We start from the raw sequence: 16,523 nt of genomic DNA, 5'->3' as shown, positions 1-16,523 counted from the left end.
GGCCCTCAGACGTTGCGGAAGCGGTTGATGGCGTCTATGTGCAGGGCGCGCTTCTCCTCGTCGCGGACCCCGAGTCCGTCCTCGGGTGCCAGGCACAGGACGCCGACCTTGCCCTGGTGGAGGTTGCGGTGGACGTCGTGGGCGGCCTGGCCGGTCTCCTCCAGGGAGTACACCTTGGACAGGGTGGGGTGGATACTGCCCTTGGCGACCAGGCGGTTGGCCTCCCATGCCTCGCGGTAGTTGGCGAAGTGCGAGCCGACGATCCGCTTCAGCGACATCCACAGGTAGCGGTTGTCGTACTCGTGCTGGTAGCCGGAGGTGGAGGCGCAGGTGACGATGGTGCCGCCCTTGCGGGTCACGTAGACGGAGGCGCCGAAGGTCTCCCGGCCGGGGTGCTCGAAGACGATGTCGACGTCCTCGCCGCCGGTGAGTTCCCGGATGCGCTTGCCGAAGCGCTTCCACTCGCGGGGGTCCTGGTGGTGCTCGTCCTGCCAGAACCGGTAGTCCTCCGCGGTGCGGTCGATGATCGCGGTCGCGCCCATCGCCCGGCAGAGGTCCGCCTTGCGCTCACTGGAGACGACACAGATCGGGTTGGCGCCGCCCGCGAGCGCGAACTGGGTGGCGTACGAGCCGAGGCCGCCGCTCGCGCCCCAGATCAGCACGTTGTCGCCCTGCTTCATCCCGGCCCCGTTGCGGGAGACGAGCTGCCGGTAGGCGGTGGAGTTGACCAGGCCGGGAGCCGCGGCCTCCTCCCAGCTGAGATGGTCCGGCTTGGGCATCAGCTGGTTGGACTTGACCAGGGCGATCTCTGCGAGGCCGCCGAAGTTGGTCTCGAAGCCCCAGATGCGCTGCTCGGGGTCGAGCATGGTGTCGTTGTGCCCGTCGGACGACTCCAGCTCGACGGAGAGACAGTGCGCCACGACCTCGTCGCCGGGCTGCCAGGCGTTGACGCCGGGGCCGGTGCGCAGGACGACGCCCGCGAGGTCGGAGCCGATGATGTGGTAGGGCAGGTCGTGGCGGCGGGTCAGGTCGCTGAGCCGGCCGTAGCGCTCCAGGAAGGCGAAGGTGGGCAGCGGCTCGAAGATCGAGGTCCACACCGAGTTGTAGTTGACACTCGATGCCATGACGGCCACCAGGGCCTCGCCGGGCCCGAGTTCGGGCACCGGGACGTCGTCGAGGTGGATCGACTTGCGGGGGTCCTTGTCGCGGGTCTCCATACCCGCGAACAGCTCCGTCTCGTCCTTGTGCACGGTGATCGCGCGGTACGACTCGGGGAGCGGCAGTGCGGCGAAGTCGGCCGGTGTGGCGTCGGCCGACTGGATCGCGTCCAGGATGTCCATCACGGTCACGGTGTGCCTCCGGCGAAGGGCGCCCTGAGGGAGGGGCGCTGAGGGTTACGTCGGTGTGCTGCTGAGGGGTGAGGGGTGCCGCCGGTGCGGCGGTGCTGCCAGGGGTGCGGCGGGTGGTGTGCCGCCGGTTCGGCGGACGGTCTGTTCGGCAGCGCTTGGTGGCGCGGAGGTTGCCTGTGACGCAGGCGTCCGGGCGAGCGGGCCGACTGGCCCGCTGGGACAGCCGCCGCACGAATGGTCGTTGTGCGCCGGCCGCCCGGACCTCTTCAACGTATGGCACCCTGTGACAGCTGGCAAGGCACTCGGTGCCAGAAATTGCGCTCGAATGAAATCTTTACGCTACAAATGAGCGATGATCGATCGAATCGGGGCGTAATGCGGGTGGAAAACAGGCCCTGACATGGCAAAACGGCCACCCGGTGGGGTGGCCGTCAGCACAGTGCCGGTCAGCACAGTGCCGGTCAGCACAGTGCCGGTCGGGACAGTGCCGGTCGGGAAACGGTTCAGCGCTCCTTCAGCGCCTCCTCGATGGTCCGCATCACCTCGTCCAGCGGGGCGTCCGTGCGCGCCACCGTCACCAGCACCTCGCCCTGGGTGGAGACGGTCGCGGCGGCCGGCCTCGCGGGGGCGGTGCGGCCCGCCATGATGCCCGAGCCGAACGTCTTGCGGACGATCGCGAAGGCGTGGTCGAGCTGGCTCTCCACATCGCCCTGTCCGCCGGCCCGCAGCCAGCGCCGCAGGACGTGGTTGTGCGCGGTGACCACGGCGGACGCGGCGACCTCCGCCAGCAGTGGGTCGTCGTTGGCGTCGTCGTCGTGCGCGTGCTCGTCGAAGTGGCCGAGCAGATAGCGGGTGAACAGGCGCTCGTAGCGGGCCACCGACGCGATCTCGGCCTCGCGCAGGGTGGGCACCTCGCGCGTCAGCTTGTAGCGGGCGACCGAGATCTCCGGGCGGGCCGCGTACATCTTCATGACTTCCTTGATGCCGCGGCACACCGTGTCGAGCGGATGCTCGTGCGCCGGGGCCGCGTTCAGCACGGCCTCCGCGCGGATCAGGGTGTCGTCGTGGTCGGGGAAGATCGCCTCTTCCTTGGAGCGGAAGTGCCGGAAGAAGGTGCGGCGGGCCACCCCGGCCTGGGCCGCGATCTCGTCGACGGTGGTCGCCTCGTACCCCTTGGTCGCGAACAGCTCCATCGCCGCCGCCGCCAGTTCCCGGCGCATTTTCAGCCGCTGGCTCGCGGCACGGCTGCCCGCCGCACTCTCCGGTGCGTCGGACGTGGCGGGGGTACGTGAGGACTTGGCGGGCTGGGACATGACCCGAACGTACTGCATGTGCGCAGCTTGATGCGCGTGCCGGGGGTTTCCCCCGCCTTCGGGGGGCGGGGGAGTGGTGGCCGGGTCGAGCAGTCCGCCCCACTCGGCGCCCGCCCCGAACCATTCCCCGAGCCGGTCGCTCAGCCGTCCGCCGCGGCGCTCGGCCTCGGGGCGGTCAGCGCCCGGCCGCTCGCCCGGCCTGTCAGCGCCCGGCCTGTCAGCGTCCGGCCTGTCGGCGCCCGGCCGCTCGCCGGGCCCGTCGCCGTCGGGGCGTTCGCCGGGCGTCTCAGCGCCGGGCATACTCGCGGAAGCCGCGCCCCGTCTTCCGGCCGAGGCAGCCCGCGGCCACCAGGTGCTCCAGCAGCGGCGCCGGGGCCAGCCCCGGCTCCCGGAACTCCCGGTGCAGCACCTTCTCGATGGCCAGCGACACATCCAGGCCGACCACGTCCAGCAGCTCGAACGGGCCCATCGGATAGCCGCCGCCCAGCTTCATCGCCGCGTCGATGTCGTCCAGCGTGGCGTAGTGGTCCTGGACCATCTTGATCGCGTTGTTGAGATACGGGAACAGCAGCGCGTTCACGATGAAACCGGCCCGGTCGCCGCAGTCCACCGGATGCTTGCGCAGCACCCCGCACACCTCGCGCACGGTCGCGTGCACGTCGTCCGCCGTCAGGACCGTACGGACCACCTCGACCAGCTTCATCGCCGGGGCCGGGTTGAAGAAGTGCATGCCGATGACGTCCTGCGGCCGGGAGGTGGCCCGCGCGCAGGCGACGACCGGCAGGGACGAGGTGGTGGTGGCCAGCACCGCGCCCGCCCTGCACACCTTGTCCAGCGTCGCGAACAACTGCCGCTTGACCTCCAGGTCCTCGGCGACCGCCTCCACCGCCAGGTCCACGTCCGCGAAGGCGTCGTAGGACCCGGCGGGCGTGATCCGGTCCAGAGTCCGCGCCGCCGCCTCGGCGGTCATCCGGCCCTTGCCGACCGAGCGGGCCAGCGACGCGCCGATCCGGCCCCGGGCGGCCTGCGCCTTCTCCTCGGTGCGGGCCGCGAGGATCACGTCGTAGCCCGCCTTCGCGAACACCTCCGCGATGCCGGACGCCATGGTCCCGGAGCCGGCCACACCGACCGAGCGGACCATACGGCCGGGGGTCCGGTCGGCGTCGGCGGCCGGGGTGAGCGCGTCCGGCACGACGACCGTGCCGCCCGGCGCCTCGTACGTATAGAAACCGCGCCCCGTCTTACGGCCGGTCAGGCCCGCCTCGCTGAGCTGCCCCAGGATCGGCGCGGGCGCGTGCAGCCGGTCGCGCGACTCGGCGTACATCGCCTCCAGCACGGTCCGCGCGGTGTCGACGCCGATCAGGTCCAGCAGCGCCAGCGGGCCCATGGGCAGCCCGCAGCCCAGCTTCATCGCCGCGTCGATGTCCTCGCGGGAGGCGTACCGGGCCTCGTACATCGCCGCGGCCTGATTGAGATAGCCGAACAGCAGCCCGTCCGCGACGAACCCGGGCCGGTCCCCGACCGCCACCGGCTCCTTGCCCAGATCGACGGCGAGCCGGGTGACCGCGCTGACGGCGGCCGGCGCGGTGAGCACCGACGACACCACCTCCACCAGCCGCATCGCCTGCGCCGGGTTGAAGAAGTGCACCCCGAGCACCCGCTCCGGCCGCGCGGAGTCGGCGGCCAGCCGGGTCACCGACAGCGCGTTGGTCCCGGTCGCCAGGACCGCGTCCGGCCGCACGATCCCGTCCAGCTCCCGGAAGATCCGCTGCTTGATCTCGTACGACTCCGGCGCCACCTCGATCACCAGATCGGCGTCGGCCGCCGCGCGCAGATCGGTGCCGGTGCGCAGCCGGGCGAGGGCCTCGGCGCGCTCCTGTCCGGTCAGCCGCCCGCGCGTCACGGCACGGGCGGTCGCCGACTCCAGCGCGGCGACACACCTCGCGGCCTGGGCCTCGCCGATGTCGATGCCGATCACGGTACGGCCGGCCCGGAGCAGGACTTCGGCGATACCGGTGCCCATCGTGCCGAGCCCGACCACGGCGACGGTCCGCAGTGGAGACAGCGGAGTCAGTGAAGACTGCGGAGACAGCGGGGAGTGCGGGGACTTGATGGACGTAGGGGACAGGGGAGTGGCCATCGCGGACTCTCCAGAGATGAGGGTGACGACTGGGAACGCGCCCGGGTGCGCCGAGGGCGCACGCACCGGGTGCGGAAGAGACACGGTGAAAGGGGGTGCACAGTGCTGCGGGTGAGACCGGGCTGCTGAGCGCATACGCCCGATGTCGTGGCGCCGGACGCGCACACGTCCGGGGAACGGCGAGTTCCGGCCGGCCCTGTCCCGTGGCCGGGTCGTACGGAGATCCTCGCGGCGGCTGCGTCACCAGGCCACCGCGAGCGGGGTACGAGTGGGTAACTCGCTCGTCTGAGCCTAACCGGTGGGTAACGAGCGCGCCAGCCCCTGAAATGTGGCCTGCGCCTCGCCCTCGTCGGGTCCGGGGCCGCCGCCTCGTGGCTCAGGTCAGTTCGAGGAACCCTCGGCGTACGGCCTCCGACACCGCCGCCGGGCGATTGTCGACGCCCAGCTTGCGGTAGATGCGCACGAGGTGGGTCTTGACCGTGGCCTCGCTCAGGAACAGCTCCCCGGCGATGCCCCGATTGCTGAGCCCGCGCGCCACGAGCCGGATCACCTCCGCCTCCCGGTCGGTCAACGCCCGCTCCGGGTCGACCACTTGGCCGACCAGTTCCCCCACGATCTCCGGCGCGAGCCCCACCGAGCCGCCGCCCGCCGCCCGCACCGCCCGGAACAGTTCCTGCGGCGCCCCCGCCTTCGGCACATAGCCCCGCGCCCCGGCCTCCAGCGCCCGCACCACATCGGCCCGTCCGGTGTAGCTGGTCAGCATGACCACGGCCACGCGGGGCGCCGCCACGGCCAGCCGCCGCACCGCCTCCGTACCGTCGATCCCGCCGCCCGGACCGCCGAACCGCAGATCCATCAGGACGACGTCCGGGTCCGTCCACGCCGCCAGTTCGACGGCCTCCTCCCCGCTCCCGGCCTCCCCGACCACTTCGAGGTCCGCCTCGCCTTCGAGGAGGGCGCGCAGCCCGGCACGCACCACGGTGTGGTCGTCGGCGACGAGGAGACGCAGGCGTGGGCCGGAGGGGCCGGGTGGGCGGGGTGTCATGCCGTCGCCTCGGCCACGGGTGGGCGGGTGCGGGGGCGTACCGAGACGGAGGCGTGGATCACCGTGCCCCGGCCCGGTGCGCTGGTGATGTCGAGGGCGCCGCCGCACTCGCGCAGCCGGGCGTGGGCGGTCGGCAGGCCGAGGCCGTGACCCGGGGCCGGGACGGTCCCGCGGACGTCGGCGGGGTCGAAACCGACGCCGTCGTCACGGACTTCGAGGGCGAGACGGTCGGGGCCGTGGCGCAGGGTGACCGTCGCGTGGAGGGCGCCGGCGTGCTCCCGGACGTTGGCGAGGGTGCTCTGGGCGACCCGGAACAGGGCGGTGGCGGCCCGCTCGTCCAGCACCGGCCGGGGTTCGCCGAGGGAGTGGAAGCGGACCTGGGCGGCGGTCCCGTCCTCGCCGGCGCGGGCGCACAGTTCACGCAGGGCGTCGTCCAGACCGGGGGCGTCGACGGCGGAGGCCGTCAGATCGCGCAGGATGCGGCGGGTCTCGGCGAGATTGGCGTCCAGGCCGTCGGCCACGGCCCGGACCCGGGTACGGGCCACGTCCGGGCGGGCGTCCCAGTCCCGTTCGGCGGCCTGGAGCAGCATCAGGCCGCCGGAGAGGTCCTGGGCCAGCGTGTCGTGCAGATCGCGGGCGATACGGGTGCGCTCCGCCTGGACGCCGGCCCGGCGCTGCTGCCGGGCGACGACGTCCCGCGTGGCGCGCAACTCGTCCACCAGCCGCTGGCGCAGCGCCGCGTCCCGCTGCTGGGCGCGGTAGAGGGCGACCGTGCCCCAGACCGCCGCGACCGGGATGGCCACCAGCTCCGAGCTGAACAGCGTGTCCGACCGCACCAGCGCCACCACGATCACGAGCGTGATCACGGCGACCGCCGCCGTCGCCGGGCGCGGGGCGAGCACCCGCAGCGCCGCACAGGCCAGCGGGACCCCGCACCACACGTACGCCGGGGTCAGCATCGACGGCGCGATGTACAGCAGCCCGCTCCACAGCAGCACCAGCAGCGGAACCCAGCCGTGCCGTCCGAACCGTCTCAGCAGGCCGGGCCCGCCCGCGTACACCAGCGCCAGCAGCGCGCTGAACGCCACGATGTACCAGCACAGCGGCAGGGCGAACCGCGCCGCCCGCACCAGACCGGCGCCGACCACCAGGAGGAACACCAGGTGCGACACATGGTCCAGGGAGAGCCGCGGGCCACGGTCGGAAACGGTGATGCGGTCGGAAACGGTGATGCGGTCGGACGCGGTGAGGCGGTCGGACACGGCACATCCCCTCGGCGTTCTCGGCCCGGCAATCAGGCGCCCGAGGGTAGCGGCCGGCTCATATGACCGACGTGAAGAGCGGGGCGGGGAGCGCGGTCAGGCGCCCGGGTGCAGGCCCAGCCAGCCCGGGGTGGGCTCGCCGACGACCTCGCCGAAGTACAGGGCGAAGGTCTGCTTCCACCGCTCCACCAGGTACCGGTCGGCCATGAACTCCGGGAAGCCGTTCACATCCGCGGCCGGGTACTCCCAGACATGCTTCAGCCCGGGCTGCGCCGGTACGTCCGTGCGTACCGTCCAGGGCATCACGCTCTGCCGTGCTGTCGACAGCTGCCAGTTCAGATACAGCTTCGCGGCGGCCGGGTTCTTCGCCTGCTTGAGGATCGCGGCGCGCTGGCCCCACGCCATGAACGGGTGGTTGCCGTCCGGGATCGTCAGCCGCAGCGGGGTCGCGGTGGCGACCGGCGAACTGCCCACACCGACCGCGATGTCCTTCTCACCCCTGGCGGCCACGTCCAGCGGCAGCGCGCCCCGCAGGAACTGCACGTCCTGCGCCGCGAAGCCCGCGGCCCAGTCCCAGCCGTAGCGCTCCACGTACCGCACGAACAGGTACAGCGCCGCGTCGTCGTCGTGCGGGTAGCGGGCGACGAGCCGGCCCTTCCACTTCGGGTCGAGCAGTTCGAGGGCGGTGCGGGGGGCGTCCGCGCCGACGGTCGTGACATTCGGTACGAAGCTGAACGCGTTCGCGATCACGGCCACCGACGAGCCGTTCGACGCCTTGAGGCTGCTGTGCACCTTGGAGAACCCGGCCGGCCTGTACCGCAGCAGGTGGCCCTCCTTGTCCCAGCGCGGGAAGTCGTGCAGCGTCTGGAACTGCACCAGGTCGGGGACTAGGGTGTCGGTCTCCAACTGGTTGTCGACCCGGACGTCGTGGTACTTGCTGTAGTCCACGACCACCGTGAAGTCGATCTCGGGGAAGCGAGCCAGGAAGGCGTTCTTGATGCCGTCGTGCATGGTCGCGTAGTCCCCGCCGAAGTACGCGACGAACTTGCCGCCCTCCGCCATGGCCGCCTCGTACAGCGCGTCGAGCGACCGGGTCTCCTCCGCGACGGCGCCGGAGGCACTCGCGGTGGCCGCCTGGGCACCCGAGGCACCGAGCCCCCCGAGTCCGAGCGCGGCGCCGACCCCGGCTCCCGCGCCGAGGATCTTCCGTCGGCTGAACTGGCTGGACATGCTGAACACCTCACTGCTGGCTGGGGGATATCGGGGACGGCGCCGTCCGTCAGCGGCGATTCTGCCGCGGCAGCCGCCCCCGCCGCGTCGGCCGTACGGTGAGCGGGGCGGGTGGGAGGTGGAAGCGGGATTCAACCGAACGATGGAGCGGGGAGGACTTGCGGACCGGGTGCCTCTCGTGCCTTCGGGTGTCCCTCGTGCCTCCGGGCGGCCCTCGTGCCTGCACACGGCCCCCGTTGCCTCTGTGTCGCCCCTGCCTCCACGCGGACCCCATGGAGGTGTGTGCCCCCTGACCCGGACCCCTCGACCCCGTGTCCCCGAGCCCCCGCGCCGAGTTGACCTCGGCACGGACCGGCGCGTGCGCCCCCTGCCGTGCCCGCCGGAGTCCCTTCCGCCGGGGTGGCCGGGGCCCGGCCGGGTATGTCAATGGTGTTCCCTAGCGACCGGAGTGATGCGGGGTCATGGAGGAAGCGGAACAGGCGCAGCGGTCGGTCCTGGAGCGGCTGCGCCAGGAATCGGCCCGCTCGGCGCTTTTCGAACGGCTGACGGCGAGCGCCGACCACGACGAACTGGCGGAGGTGCTCACCGCCCCCGGACAGCCCCTGTGGGCCAGGGAACTGGCCGCGTACCGGCTGGGGGTGGCCGGTGACCGGCGGGCCTTCGAGGCCCTTGTCCTGCTCCTCAACCACCGCGACCCACCCCGCTGCGCCTCCGCCGCGCACGCCCTCGTCCGGCTCGGCGACCCCCGTACGGCCCGTGCGGCGGCGACCCTCGCCACCAACGAACTGCGCGTCGCCTACGCCCTGCACCCGGTCCGGCTGCTCGCCGCGTTACGCGCCCCCGAGTCCGTCCCGGCCCTCGTCACCACCCTGGAGCGCCGGCTCCGCCCCCACGACCCCTACCACCGGGTGGCCCTGGCCTGTGTGGAGGGCCTGGGCGCGCTCGGTGACACCCGCGCCCGGCCCGTACTGCGCCGGGCCCTGACCCACCCGACCCTCGCGAAGGCGGCGGCGGGGGCGCTGGCCCGGATCCCGGAGCAGCGGTGAGGCGCGGTGGCGGGGCCCGGGGGATTCAGTCCGTCAGCTCTCTCACGTACCGCACCTCGGGGACCTCCGCCCCCGCCACCTCGTACGGCTCCTCGGTGCCGTCCGCCCGGAAGCCCGACCGTTCGTAGAAGCGCCGCGCGGGGGCGTTCCCCTTCACGACCCACAGCAGCATCCGGGGGTATCCGGCGGCCGTGCAGCCGCGCAGGGACTCCCGCAGCAGGGTGTGGCCGATGCCCTCGCCGGACCGCGCCGGGTCGACGTAGAGCGCGTACAGCTCGGCGTCCGGGGTGTGTGTATCGCCGTCCCGGTAGGGGCCGTGGCAGGCCCAGCCGAGCACCTCGCCGTCCCGCTCGGCCACCAGGTCGACCACCTCACCGCCGCGCCGGGCGAGCCGGGCACGGTGGCGCTCGGCGTCCTCGGCGGGGTCCAGGGCGTCGAGGTAGGGCTGGGGCATCAGGCCCCGGTAGGCGGACCGCCAGCCGGCGGCGCGGATCTCGGCGACCCTGCGGCAGTCGGCCGGGGTCATCTCCCGCACGGACCTGGTCACCGCTCGCCCACGACTGCGAACGCCTCGATCTCCATCAGGAACTCGGGCCGCACCAGCCCGGCGACCCGGACCGCCGAGGCCGCCGGGAGCCGGTCGTCGGGTATGTGCGCGGCGCGGGCCTCGCGGACGGCCGGCAGGTGGGCCATGTCCGTGAGGAAATAGGTGAGTTTGACGACGTCCTCGAAGCCGGCGCCCGCCGCGGCGAGGCAGCGGCGCAGATTCTCGAAGACCTGGCGGGCCTGGGCGGCCGGGTCGCCCGCACCCACCAGCTCACCGCGCTCATCCAGCGCCACCTGCCCGGCCACGGCCACGAACCGGCCGCTGCCCATCACCACATGCGCGTACTGGGCGGCGGGGGCCACCCCGTCCGGGGCCGGAATCCTCGTCAGCTCACTCATGCCCCCATGATGGATCACGGGTCTGACAATCCCTCCGCCGGACGCCGTCCCGCCGGCTGCCCCCGTCGGACGCCCTTCGCTGGACGCCCTGTGACGGACGCCCCGCGACGGAGGCCCCGCGACGGACGCCGTGTGCAGACGCCTTCCGGCGGGTGCCCCCGGCAGATGTCCCCTGGCGGGCGTCTTCCGGCGGCTCTTCTTCTGGCGGGGCCCTCGACGGACGCCCCTTGAAGGATGCCTTCCGGCGGGTCCCCTTCTGCCGAGTGCCCTGGCGAGTGCCCTGGCGAGCGCCTCTCGCGGGCGCCTTCTGGCAGACCTCTTCCGCCGGGCGCCCCCCGGCGGGCGCTTCCTGAGGTGCCTTTCGGCGGACCCCCTTCTGCCGGGGCCCGACGGGCGCTTTCCGGTAAACCCTTTCCGGAGGGCACTTCCTGACGGGTGCCCTCCGGCGGACGGACCCCTTTCTGCCGGGGCCCTGCCGGGTGCTCCCCGCCGGGCGCCGTCCGGCAGACCCCTCCCGCCGGGCGCCCGGCATATGTCCCCTACGGGCATCCCCTGACGGACGCCCCTCGACGGACGCCTTTGGCGGACGCGCTCCGACGGACGCCTCCGCCAGATGTCCCCTGGCGGGCACCCCACCGGCGGGCACCCCCGGCGGGTATCCGCCCGACCCGCCACCCCCGACCCGCCACCCCCGACCCGCCACCCCCGGCCCGCCACCCCGACGCGCCCCCAACGCCCGCCCCCAGGCTCACCCCGCCCCCTCAGCCCCGGAACCCCAGCAACCCATGCAGCGTCGCCCCGTCCGGGGACCCGCCGACCGCCTTGGTCGTCGTTGGCTTCGGCTCCGGGGACGCCTCGCACACCGCGTCGGCCGTGCCCCGTCCGCGCGGCACCGTGCCGTCGGTCAGATAGGCCGCCAGGTGGCGGTCCAGACAGGTGTTGCCGCTCAGCGAGATGCCGTGGTTCCCGCCGCCCTCCTCCACCACCAGGCTGGAGCCGCGCAGCAGCCGGTGGAGCGTGGCGCCGCCCTCGTAGGGGGTGGCCGCGTCGTCGGTGGCCTGGAAGAGCAGGACCGGCGGCAGCTTGCCGTTGGCCACGTCCACCGGCCGCAGCGACTCGGCCGGCCAGAACGCGCACGGCGCGTTGTACCAGGCGTTGTTCCAGGTCATGAAGGGTGCCTTCGAGTACGCCGCCCAGTTGTCCGCGCGCCACCGCCCCCACTCACGCGGCCAGCGCGCGTCCCGGCACTGCACGGCCGTGTAGACGCTGTAGCCGTTGTCGCCCGCAGCGTCCACGGCGCCGAAGTTCTCGTACGCCTCGACCAGCGGGCCGTCGTCCTTGTCGTTCACGTACGCGGCGAACGCCTCCGCGAGGTAGGGCCAGTAGCCGTCGAAGTAGCCGCCCGGCAGGAAGGTGTCCTCCAGTTCCGAGGCGCCGACCAGGTCCCGCGCGGGACGCTCGGCCAGCGCGGCGCGCATCTCGTACCAGGCGCCCTCCACGCGTGCGGGGTCGGTGCCGAGCCGGTAGGTGGCGTCGTGCCGGGCGACCCAGGCCAGGAAGGCGCGATGGCGGGCGCCGAAGGCATGGTCCTGGGCGAGATTGTCCTCGTACCAGACGCCCGTCGGGTCGACGATCGAGTCCAGGACGGCCCGCCGTACCCGCTCCGGGAAGAGCTTGGCGTAGACCGCGCCGAGATAGGTGCCGTACGAGTAGCCGAAGTAATTGATCCGCTCGGCGCCCAGGGCGGTGCGGATCAGGTCCATGTCCCGTGCGGCGCTGACCGTGTCGAGGTACGGCAGGACGGGCGCGTACTTCTTGCCGCAGGCGTCGGCGAAGGACCGCACGCGCGCGAGGTTGTCCCGTTCGATCGCGGGGGTGGTGGGCAGCGAGTCGGGGCGGACCGGGTCGAAGTGGCCCGGCGAGCAGGTGAGGGCCGGGCTGCTCCTGCCCACCCCGCGCGGGTCGAAGCCGATGACGTCGTACTGCGCGGCGACCTTCGCGGGCAGTGCCGACGCGACGAAACCGGCGAGGGTGAGACCGCTGCCGCCCGGCCCGCCGGGGTTGACCAGGAGGGGGCCCTGGGACTTCTTCGCGGTGTGCGGGACCCGGGACAGCGCCAGCGTGATCTGGCGGCCCTGCGGGGCGTCGTGGTCGAGCGGCACCTCCAGCGACGCGCACTGGAGCGTCGGATAGGCGGTGGTGCCGCACTTCTTCCACGCCGGCGGCGGGGGACCGGCGTCGGCCTCGGCGGGCAGCGCCGTCACCGTACCGGCCACGACGATCGCGGCGGCGGCAGTGGCGGCGCACAGCACGGCTGCGCGTCTTCTCATGGGGCCTCCCAGGGCGGAGGGGACGGACCGCGCGTGTCACGGTCCCGCCGCCGCATCGTCCCGAAATAGCCACCAGAAAGAACCTATTTATGCACTATTTGACCCAATTGCCGCGCGCGATGCGCTCGGATGATCCCCAGGGGCCGCCGGTGATCCCGGGCGTCGGGTGATCTCACATGAAGGAGAGCTGCGTCGGCTCGGACAGCTCCGCAGGAGAGGGTGCGGGCTCGGGCTCCCGGACGCGGCGCGGCATGCCCGCGCGCGTGGGGCCGATGCCGTACTCCCGTGCCAGGTCGTGCACCTGACGGGTGATCCGGCGCTGGTACCACTTCGGGGCGTAGGTGCCGTCCGCGTACAGCCGCTCGTAGCGGCGGACCAGCTGCGGGTGGTGGCGGGCCAGCCAGGCCATGTACCACTCGCGGGCCCCGGGCCGCAGATGCAGCACCAGTGGGGTCACGGAGGTGGCCCCGGAGGCGGCGATCGCCCGGACCGTCGCCCGCAGTTGCGCGGGCTCGTCGCCCAGGAACGGCAGGACGGGTGCCATCAGCACCCCGCAGCCGATGCCCCGCTCGGCGCAGGCCCGTACGACGTCCAGGCGCCGCTCGGGCGCGGGCGTGCCCGGCTCGACCGTGTGCCACAGCTCCGGGTCGGTGAAGCCGACCGAGACCGACACGCCGACATCCGTGACCTGGGCCGCCTGGGTCAGCAGGTCCAGATCGCGCAGGATCAGCGTGCCCTTCGTCAGGATCGAGAAGGGGTTGGCGTGGTCGCGCAGCGCGGACAGGATGCCCGGCATCAGCCGGTAACGGCCCTCCGCGCGCTGGTAGCAGTCGACATTCGTGCCCATCGCGATGTGATCGCCCTGCCAGCGGCGTGAACCGAGCTGGCGGCGCAGCAGTTCCGGCGCGTTCACCTTGACCACGATCTGTGAGTCGAAGTCCAGGCCCGTGTCAAGGTCCAGATAGCTGTGCGACTTGCGGGCGAAGCAGTACACGCACTCTTGCTGATCGGAGTCACAACGGGTGGCGCTGAGGGGTGCCCTTACCAAGAGTCGCAGGTAAGGGGCATGGTCCTATGGAGTCCATGAGGGTCTTCACATACCGCCGTATCTCCCGCGTGACGGAGCGCACCACCAGCATTGAGCGACAGGGCGAGCACTGCGCCGCTGAGTGCGACCGTCGCGGGTGGAAGATCGTTGACGATTTCTCGGATGAGGGTGTCAGCGGCGCGACGGACCCGGAAGACCGTCCCGCCATGGCGCGGATGCTCGCCCGGTTGGATGAAGTAGATGCGATCGTCTTCTACAAGCTGGACCGTCTGTCACGGTCGACGCTCGCGTTCGCCGAACTGATGGAGCGTTGCAAGGAAGCCGGGGTTGCCCTGGTGAGTTGCACCGAACCGCTGGACCTGTCGTCACCGATGGGTGTTGCCATGGCGGAGATCATCGCTGTGTTCGCCAAGCTTGAGCGCGCGATGATCCGTGAGCGTTCGATGGACGCGCGGCGCAAGGGGCTGGAGGACCATAAGTTCGTTGGTGGCCGCTTCCCCTACGGGCTCACTCCGGCGCCACATCCGTCTGGTAAGGGGCGTGTCCTGGTACGCGATTCCGAAGCGGTGAAGAACATTCGGCGCATGGCGTCGTTGGTCGTAGCCGGTCATTCCGCATCCGCCATCGCGCGGAAGCTGAATGAGGACAAGGTGCCGACGTCCCGGCAGCAAGGGGCGACAGCCAAGCGCGCGGGTGGGCATGAGGTGCGCGACACGTACTGGCGGGGCAACGCGGTGCGCGCCATCCTTCGAAATCAGGTGCAGTTGGGCTATCGGGTGGGGAGGAACGAACGTCCCGAGACCGGCCCGGATGGTCTGCCGTTGATCATCTGGGAACCGGTGCTCACCTGGGAGGAATGGGAAGCAGTCCAAACGGCCATTGACGCCGTGGAAGTCACCCGTACCCAGCGCCACGACGCGCACTGGTTGCAGGGGGTGAGTCGCTGCGGGGTGTGCGATGCGCGGCTGACTCAGACCGTGACGCACGGTCGTACCGGGCTCAAGTGCTCGCGGCCCAATGAGGAGCGCCACAAGCCCGCGCCGTTCATCCGGACCGAAGACCTTGACGAGTGGGTGAACGATCGGATGACGACCGTCTACGGCCTTATGCGGGTGATCGAGAACGTGTGGCACCCAGGAAGCAACAACCGGCGGGAACGGTCGGCTGTCGCGTCGGCGATCAAGGCCATGCGCGCCGACCGTAAGGCGGGGCTCTACCGGGGCACGGAAGATGAGGCGGAGTACACCGATCAGATCACGTCGCTGTTGGCCCGTCGTGACGTGCTGGACGCCACGCCAGAGACCGAACCGCACTGGGAGGCACGAGACACGGGGCGGACGTTCGGGGACCTGTGGGAGTCATCGACGCTGACCGCTCGCGCGGCCCTCATGGCGAACGCGGGACTTGTGGTGAGGGTGGAGCCTGCCGGGGGCAAGCGACGTCCCGTTGGCGAGCGCGCCCGTATCGAACAGGAAGACCCGGCAGCCGCTGAACTTGCGGGCAGCGTTGTGGACGACGATGACGAACCGGTGCGTAGGCCCGTCCCCCTGAGGCCGGAGCAGCATGAGGATACTCGGCAGGACCTCTTGGATGACATCGCTACACAGGAAGGCTTGTAGGCATATCTGAGCACCGTTCACGGCCCGTCGCTGGGGAATCCCCGGCGGCGGGCCGTTCGGCGTTCCTGATGGCATCCAGGGCCTCTGTGGTGATGCGATGGTGAAGTGGCGATGTTGCGCGCGCTTCCGATCTCCCATCGATCGGGCGTTTGTGCGGTGTATGGATGTAGACCTTCGCGCGCCGTGTACGTCGGGTGACGATCTCCATCCGCCTCTTCACCTTGAGTGACGAGAGGGGTCAAAATGCCAAATCAGCCCCTAATTTCTAGTCTCTTCAACACGCGTTAGAGAGAAAGTGAAACAGGGGGTTGATTTGGCGATTTGGCACGCGGTTTGGCGGATGGGGCGGACAGGGGGTGAACCCGTCGGCGTGCATCGAGTCACCGTCAGGTGGCTGCTCCGCTCCGTCCGTACAAGTCTGGGGATTGACGCCGTTGGGCTGTGGCGCAGCGTGACGACCAACCGGGCGTCCATCAAACGATGGTTTGTGAGACGGTCCGCCCAACATCCTCAGAGGGCCGGATCAGTGTTCAAAACCCGTCTCAAAACATGCCCACAGCCTCTAGAGTTCTGAGATGGGTTCTGAGACGATCGGGTCATGACGAAGAACGCGAACACCGGGACCCTGATCGGCTACAAGCGGGTCAGCACCAACGCGCAGGACGCGCGGCTTCAGACGGACGCGCTGAGCGAGGCGGGATGCGCGCGGGTCTTCGAGGACAAGGCGAGCGGGAAGAACGCCGACCGCGCGGGACTGATCGCCGCTCTCGACTACATGCGCGAGGGGGACACCCTGTGCGTGTGGAAACTGGACCGGTTGGGACGCTCCACGAAGGATGTGCTGACCATCGCTGAGGACTTGCACGCCCGAGGGATCAGCCTCCGCATCCTCACGGGCACGCTGGCCGGTAGCTACTCCCCGAAGGGTGAGGGCAAGTTCTTCTTCACGATGATGGTCGCCTTTGCTGAGCTGGAGCGAGACATGATCGTGGAGCGGACGCGGGCGGGTCTGGACGCTGCCAAGGCTCAGGGGCGTACCGGTGGCCGACCCGCTGTGATGGACGCTGACAAGCTCGCTGTGGCCAAGGCGCGCCGTGCCAAGGGGGAGAGCGTCACGGCCGTTGCCAAGGCTCTCGGGGTGTCCCGCGCGACGCTGTACCGGGCGCTTGCCGACACGGAGTGATCCGCACCGGGCC

Annotated in this window: 12 protein-coding genes and 1 pseudogene; 3 read left to right on the top strand and 10 right to left on the bottom strand. The window is 71.4% G+C overall.

What is annotated here, in order from left to right; all coding sequences use genetic code 11:
- Window positions 1–5: 5 nt before the first annotated feature.
- The 6 genes from ccrA to ACFRFC_RS33055 form a co-directional block, all read right to left on the bottom strand.
- Window positions 6–1,349, bottom strand: a complete 1,344-nt coding sequence (gene ccrA / locus ACFRFC_RS33080; RefSeq protein ID WP_382692172.1) for a crotonyl-CoA carboxylase/reductase — start codon at window positions 1,347–1,349, stop codon at window positions 6–8.
- Between the two features lie 503 nt (window positions 1,350–1,852).
- Window positions 1,853–2,662 carry a TetR family transcriptional regulator gene (locus ACFRFC_RS33075; protein WP_382692171.1) on the bottom strand — a complete coding sequence of 270 codons (810 nt, stop codon included), beginning with the start codon at window positions 2,660–2,662 and terminating at the stop codon, window positions 1,853–1,855.
- Window positions 2,663–2,948: 286 nt separating this feature from the next.
- On the bottom strand, window positions 2,949–4,802 hold the full coding sequence (locus ACFRFC_RS33070; RefSeq protein ID WP_382692170.1) for a 3-hydroxyacyl-CoA dehydrogenase family protein: 1,854 nt from the start codon (window positions 4,800–4,802) through the stop codon (window positions 2,949–2,951).
- 376 nt (window positions 4,803–5,178) lie between these two features.
- A complete protein-coding gene (locus tag ACFRFC_RS33065; protein ID WP_382692169.1) occupies window positions 5,179–5,847 on the bottom strand; it encodes a response regulator in 669 nt (222 codons plus the stop codon).
- Window positions 5,844–7,109 carry a sensor histidine kinase gene (locus ACFRFC_RS33060; RefSeq protein ID WP_382692168.1) on the bottom strand — a complete coding sequence of 422 codons (1,266 nt, stop codon included), beginning with the start codon at window positions 7,107–7,109 and terminating at the stop codon, window positions 5,844–5,846. The genes ACFRFC_RS33065 and ACFRFC_RS33060 overlap by 4 nt, the downstream gene beginning before the upstream one ends.
- A 96-nt stretch (window positions 7,110–7,205) precedes the next feature.
- Window positions 7,206–8,339 carry an ABC transporter substrate-binding protein gene (locus ACFRFC_RS33055; RefSeq protein WP_382692167.1) on the bottom strand — a complete coding sequence of 378 codons (1,134 nt, stop codon included), beginning with the start codon at window positions 8,337–8,339 and terminating at the stop codon, window positions 7,206–7,208.
- Window positions 8,340–8,800: 461 nt separating this feature from the next.
- Between ACFRFC_RS33055 and ACFRFC_RS33050 the strand changes: the two genes are divergently transcribed.
- Window positions 8,801–9,385 carry an adenylosuccinate lyase gene (locus tag ACFRFC_RS33050; RefSeq protein ID WP_382692166.1) on the top strand — a complete coding sequence of 195 codons (585 nt, stop codon included), beginning with the start codon at window positions 8,801–8,803 and terminating at the stop codon, window positions 9,383–9,385.
- A gap of 25 nt (window positions 9,386–9,410) precedes the next feature.
- On the opposite strand, the gene ACFRFC_RS33045 is transcribed toward ACFRFC_RS33050, so the two are convergent.
- The 4 genes and pseudogenes from ACFRFC_RS33045 to ACFRFC_RS33030 form a co-directional block, all read right to left on the bottom strand.
- Window positions 9,411–9,911 (bottom strand): GNAT family N-acetyltransferase, encoded by a 501-nt coding sequence (locus tag ACFRFC_RS33045; protein WP_382692197.1) that lies wholly within the window; start codon window positions 9,909–9,911, stop codon window positions 9,411–9,413.
- Between the two features lie 17 nt (window positions 9,912–9,928).
- Entirely contained in the window at window positions 9,929–10,330 is a 402-nt protein-coding gene (locus tag ACFRFC_RS33040; protein ID WP_382692165.1) for a RidA family protein, read from the bottom strand.
- A 761-nt stretch (window positions 10,331–11,091) separates the two neighbouring features.
- Window positions 11,092–12,660, bottom strand: coding sequence for an alpha/beta hydrolase (locus ACFRFC_RS33035; protein ID WP_382692164.1), 1,569 nt, complete (start codon window positions 12,658–12,660; stop codon window positions 11,092–11,094).
- Between the two features lie 172 nt (window positions 12,661–12,832).
- Window positions 12,833–13,657, bottom strand: a pseudogene (locus ACFRFC_RS33030) (radical SAM protein); the annotation flags it as partial.
- A gap of 77 nt (window positions 13,658–13,734) precedes the next feature.
- Here ACFRFC_RS33030 and ACFRFC_RS33025 point away from each other — a divergent pair.
- On the top strand, window positions 13,735–15,327 hold the full coding sequence (locus ACFRFC_RS33025; protein WP_382692163.1) for a recombinase family protein: 1,593 nt from the start codon (window positions 13,735–13,737) through the stop codon (window positions 15,325–15,327).
- A 598-nt stretch (window positions 15,328–15,925) separates the two neighbouring features.
- On the top strand, window positions 15,926–16,510 hold the full coding sequence (locus ACFRFC_RS33020) for a recombinase family protein (protein ID WP_382692162.1): 585 nt from the start codon (window positions 15,926–15,928) through the stop codon (window positions 16,508–16,510).
- Window positions 16,511–16,523: the final 13 nt, after the last annotated feature.

This window comes from Streptomyces sp. NPDC056734, from assembly GCF_042790455.1.
Taxonomy (GTDB): Bacteria; Actinomycetota; Actinomycetes; order Streptomycetales; family Streptomycetaceae; genus Streptomyces.
Note: the sequence above shows the minus strand (reverse complement) of the source record. Positions and strands in the feature narration are given on the sequence as shown.

Excerpts from the sequence above, each read along its gene's own strand:
- ACFRFC_RS33025 (WP_382692163.1), top strand. The coding sequence starts at position 13,735 with ATGGAGTCCATGAGGGTCTTCACATACCGCCGTATCTCCCGCGTGACG.
- ACFRFC_RS33045 (WP_382692197.1), bottom strand. The coding sequence starts at position 9,911 with ATGACCCCGGCCGACTGCCGCAGGGTCGCCGAGATCCGCGCCGCCGGC.
- ACFRFC_RS33070 (WP_382692170.1), bottom strand. The coding sequence starts at position 4,802 with ATGGCCACTCCCCTGTCCCCTACGTCCATCAAGTCCCCGCACTCCCCG.
- ACFRFC_RS33065 (WP_382692169.1), bottom strand. The coding sequence starts at position 5,847 with ATGACACCCCGCCCACCCGGCCCCTCCGGCCCACGCCTGCGTCTCCTC.
- ACFRFC_RS33020 (WP_382692162.1), top strand. The coding sequence starts at position 15,926 with ATGACGAAGAACGCGAACACCGGGACCCTGATCGGCTACAAGCGGGTC.
- ACFRFC_RS33040 (WP_382692165.1), bottom strand. The coding sequence starts at position 10,330 with ATGAGTGAGCTGACGAGGATTCCGGCCCCGGACGGGGTGGCCCCCGCC.
- ACFRFC_RS33055 (WP_382692167.1), bottom strand. The coding sequence starts at position 8,339 with ATGTCCAGCCAGTTCAGCCGACGGAAGATCCTCGGCGCGGGAGCCGGG.
- ACFRFC_RS33075 (WP_382692171.1), bottom strand. The coding sequence starts at position 2,662 with ATGTCCCAGCCCGCCAAGTCCTCACGTACCCCCGCCACGTCCGACGCA.
- ACFRFC_RS33050 (WP_382692166.1), top strand. The coding sequence starts at position 8,801 with ATGGAGGAAGCGGAACAGGCGCAGCGGTCGGTCCTGGAGCGGCTGCGC.
- ACFRFC_RS33035 (WP_382692164.1), bottom strand. The coding sequence starts at position 12,660 with ATGAGAAGACGCGCAGCCGTGCTGTGCGCCGCCACTGCCGCCGCCGCG.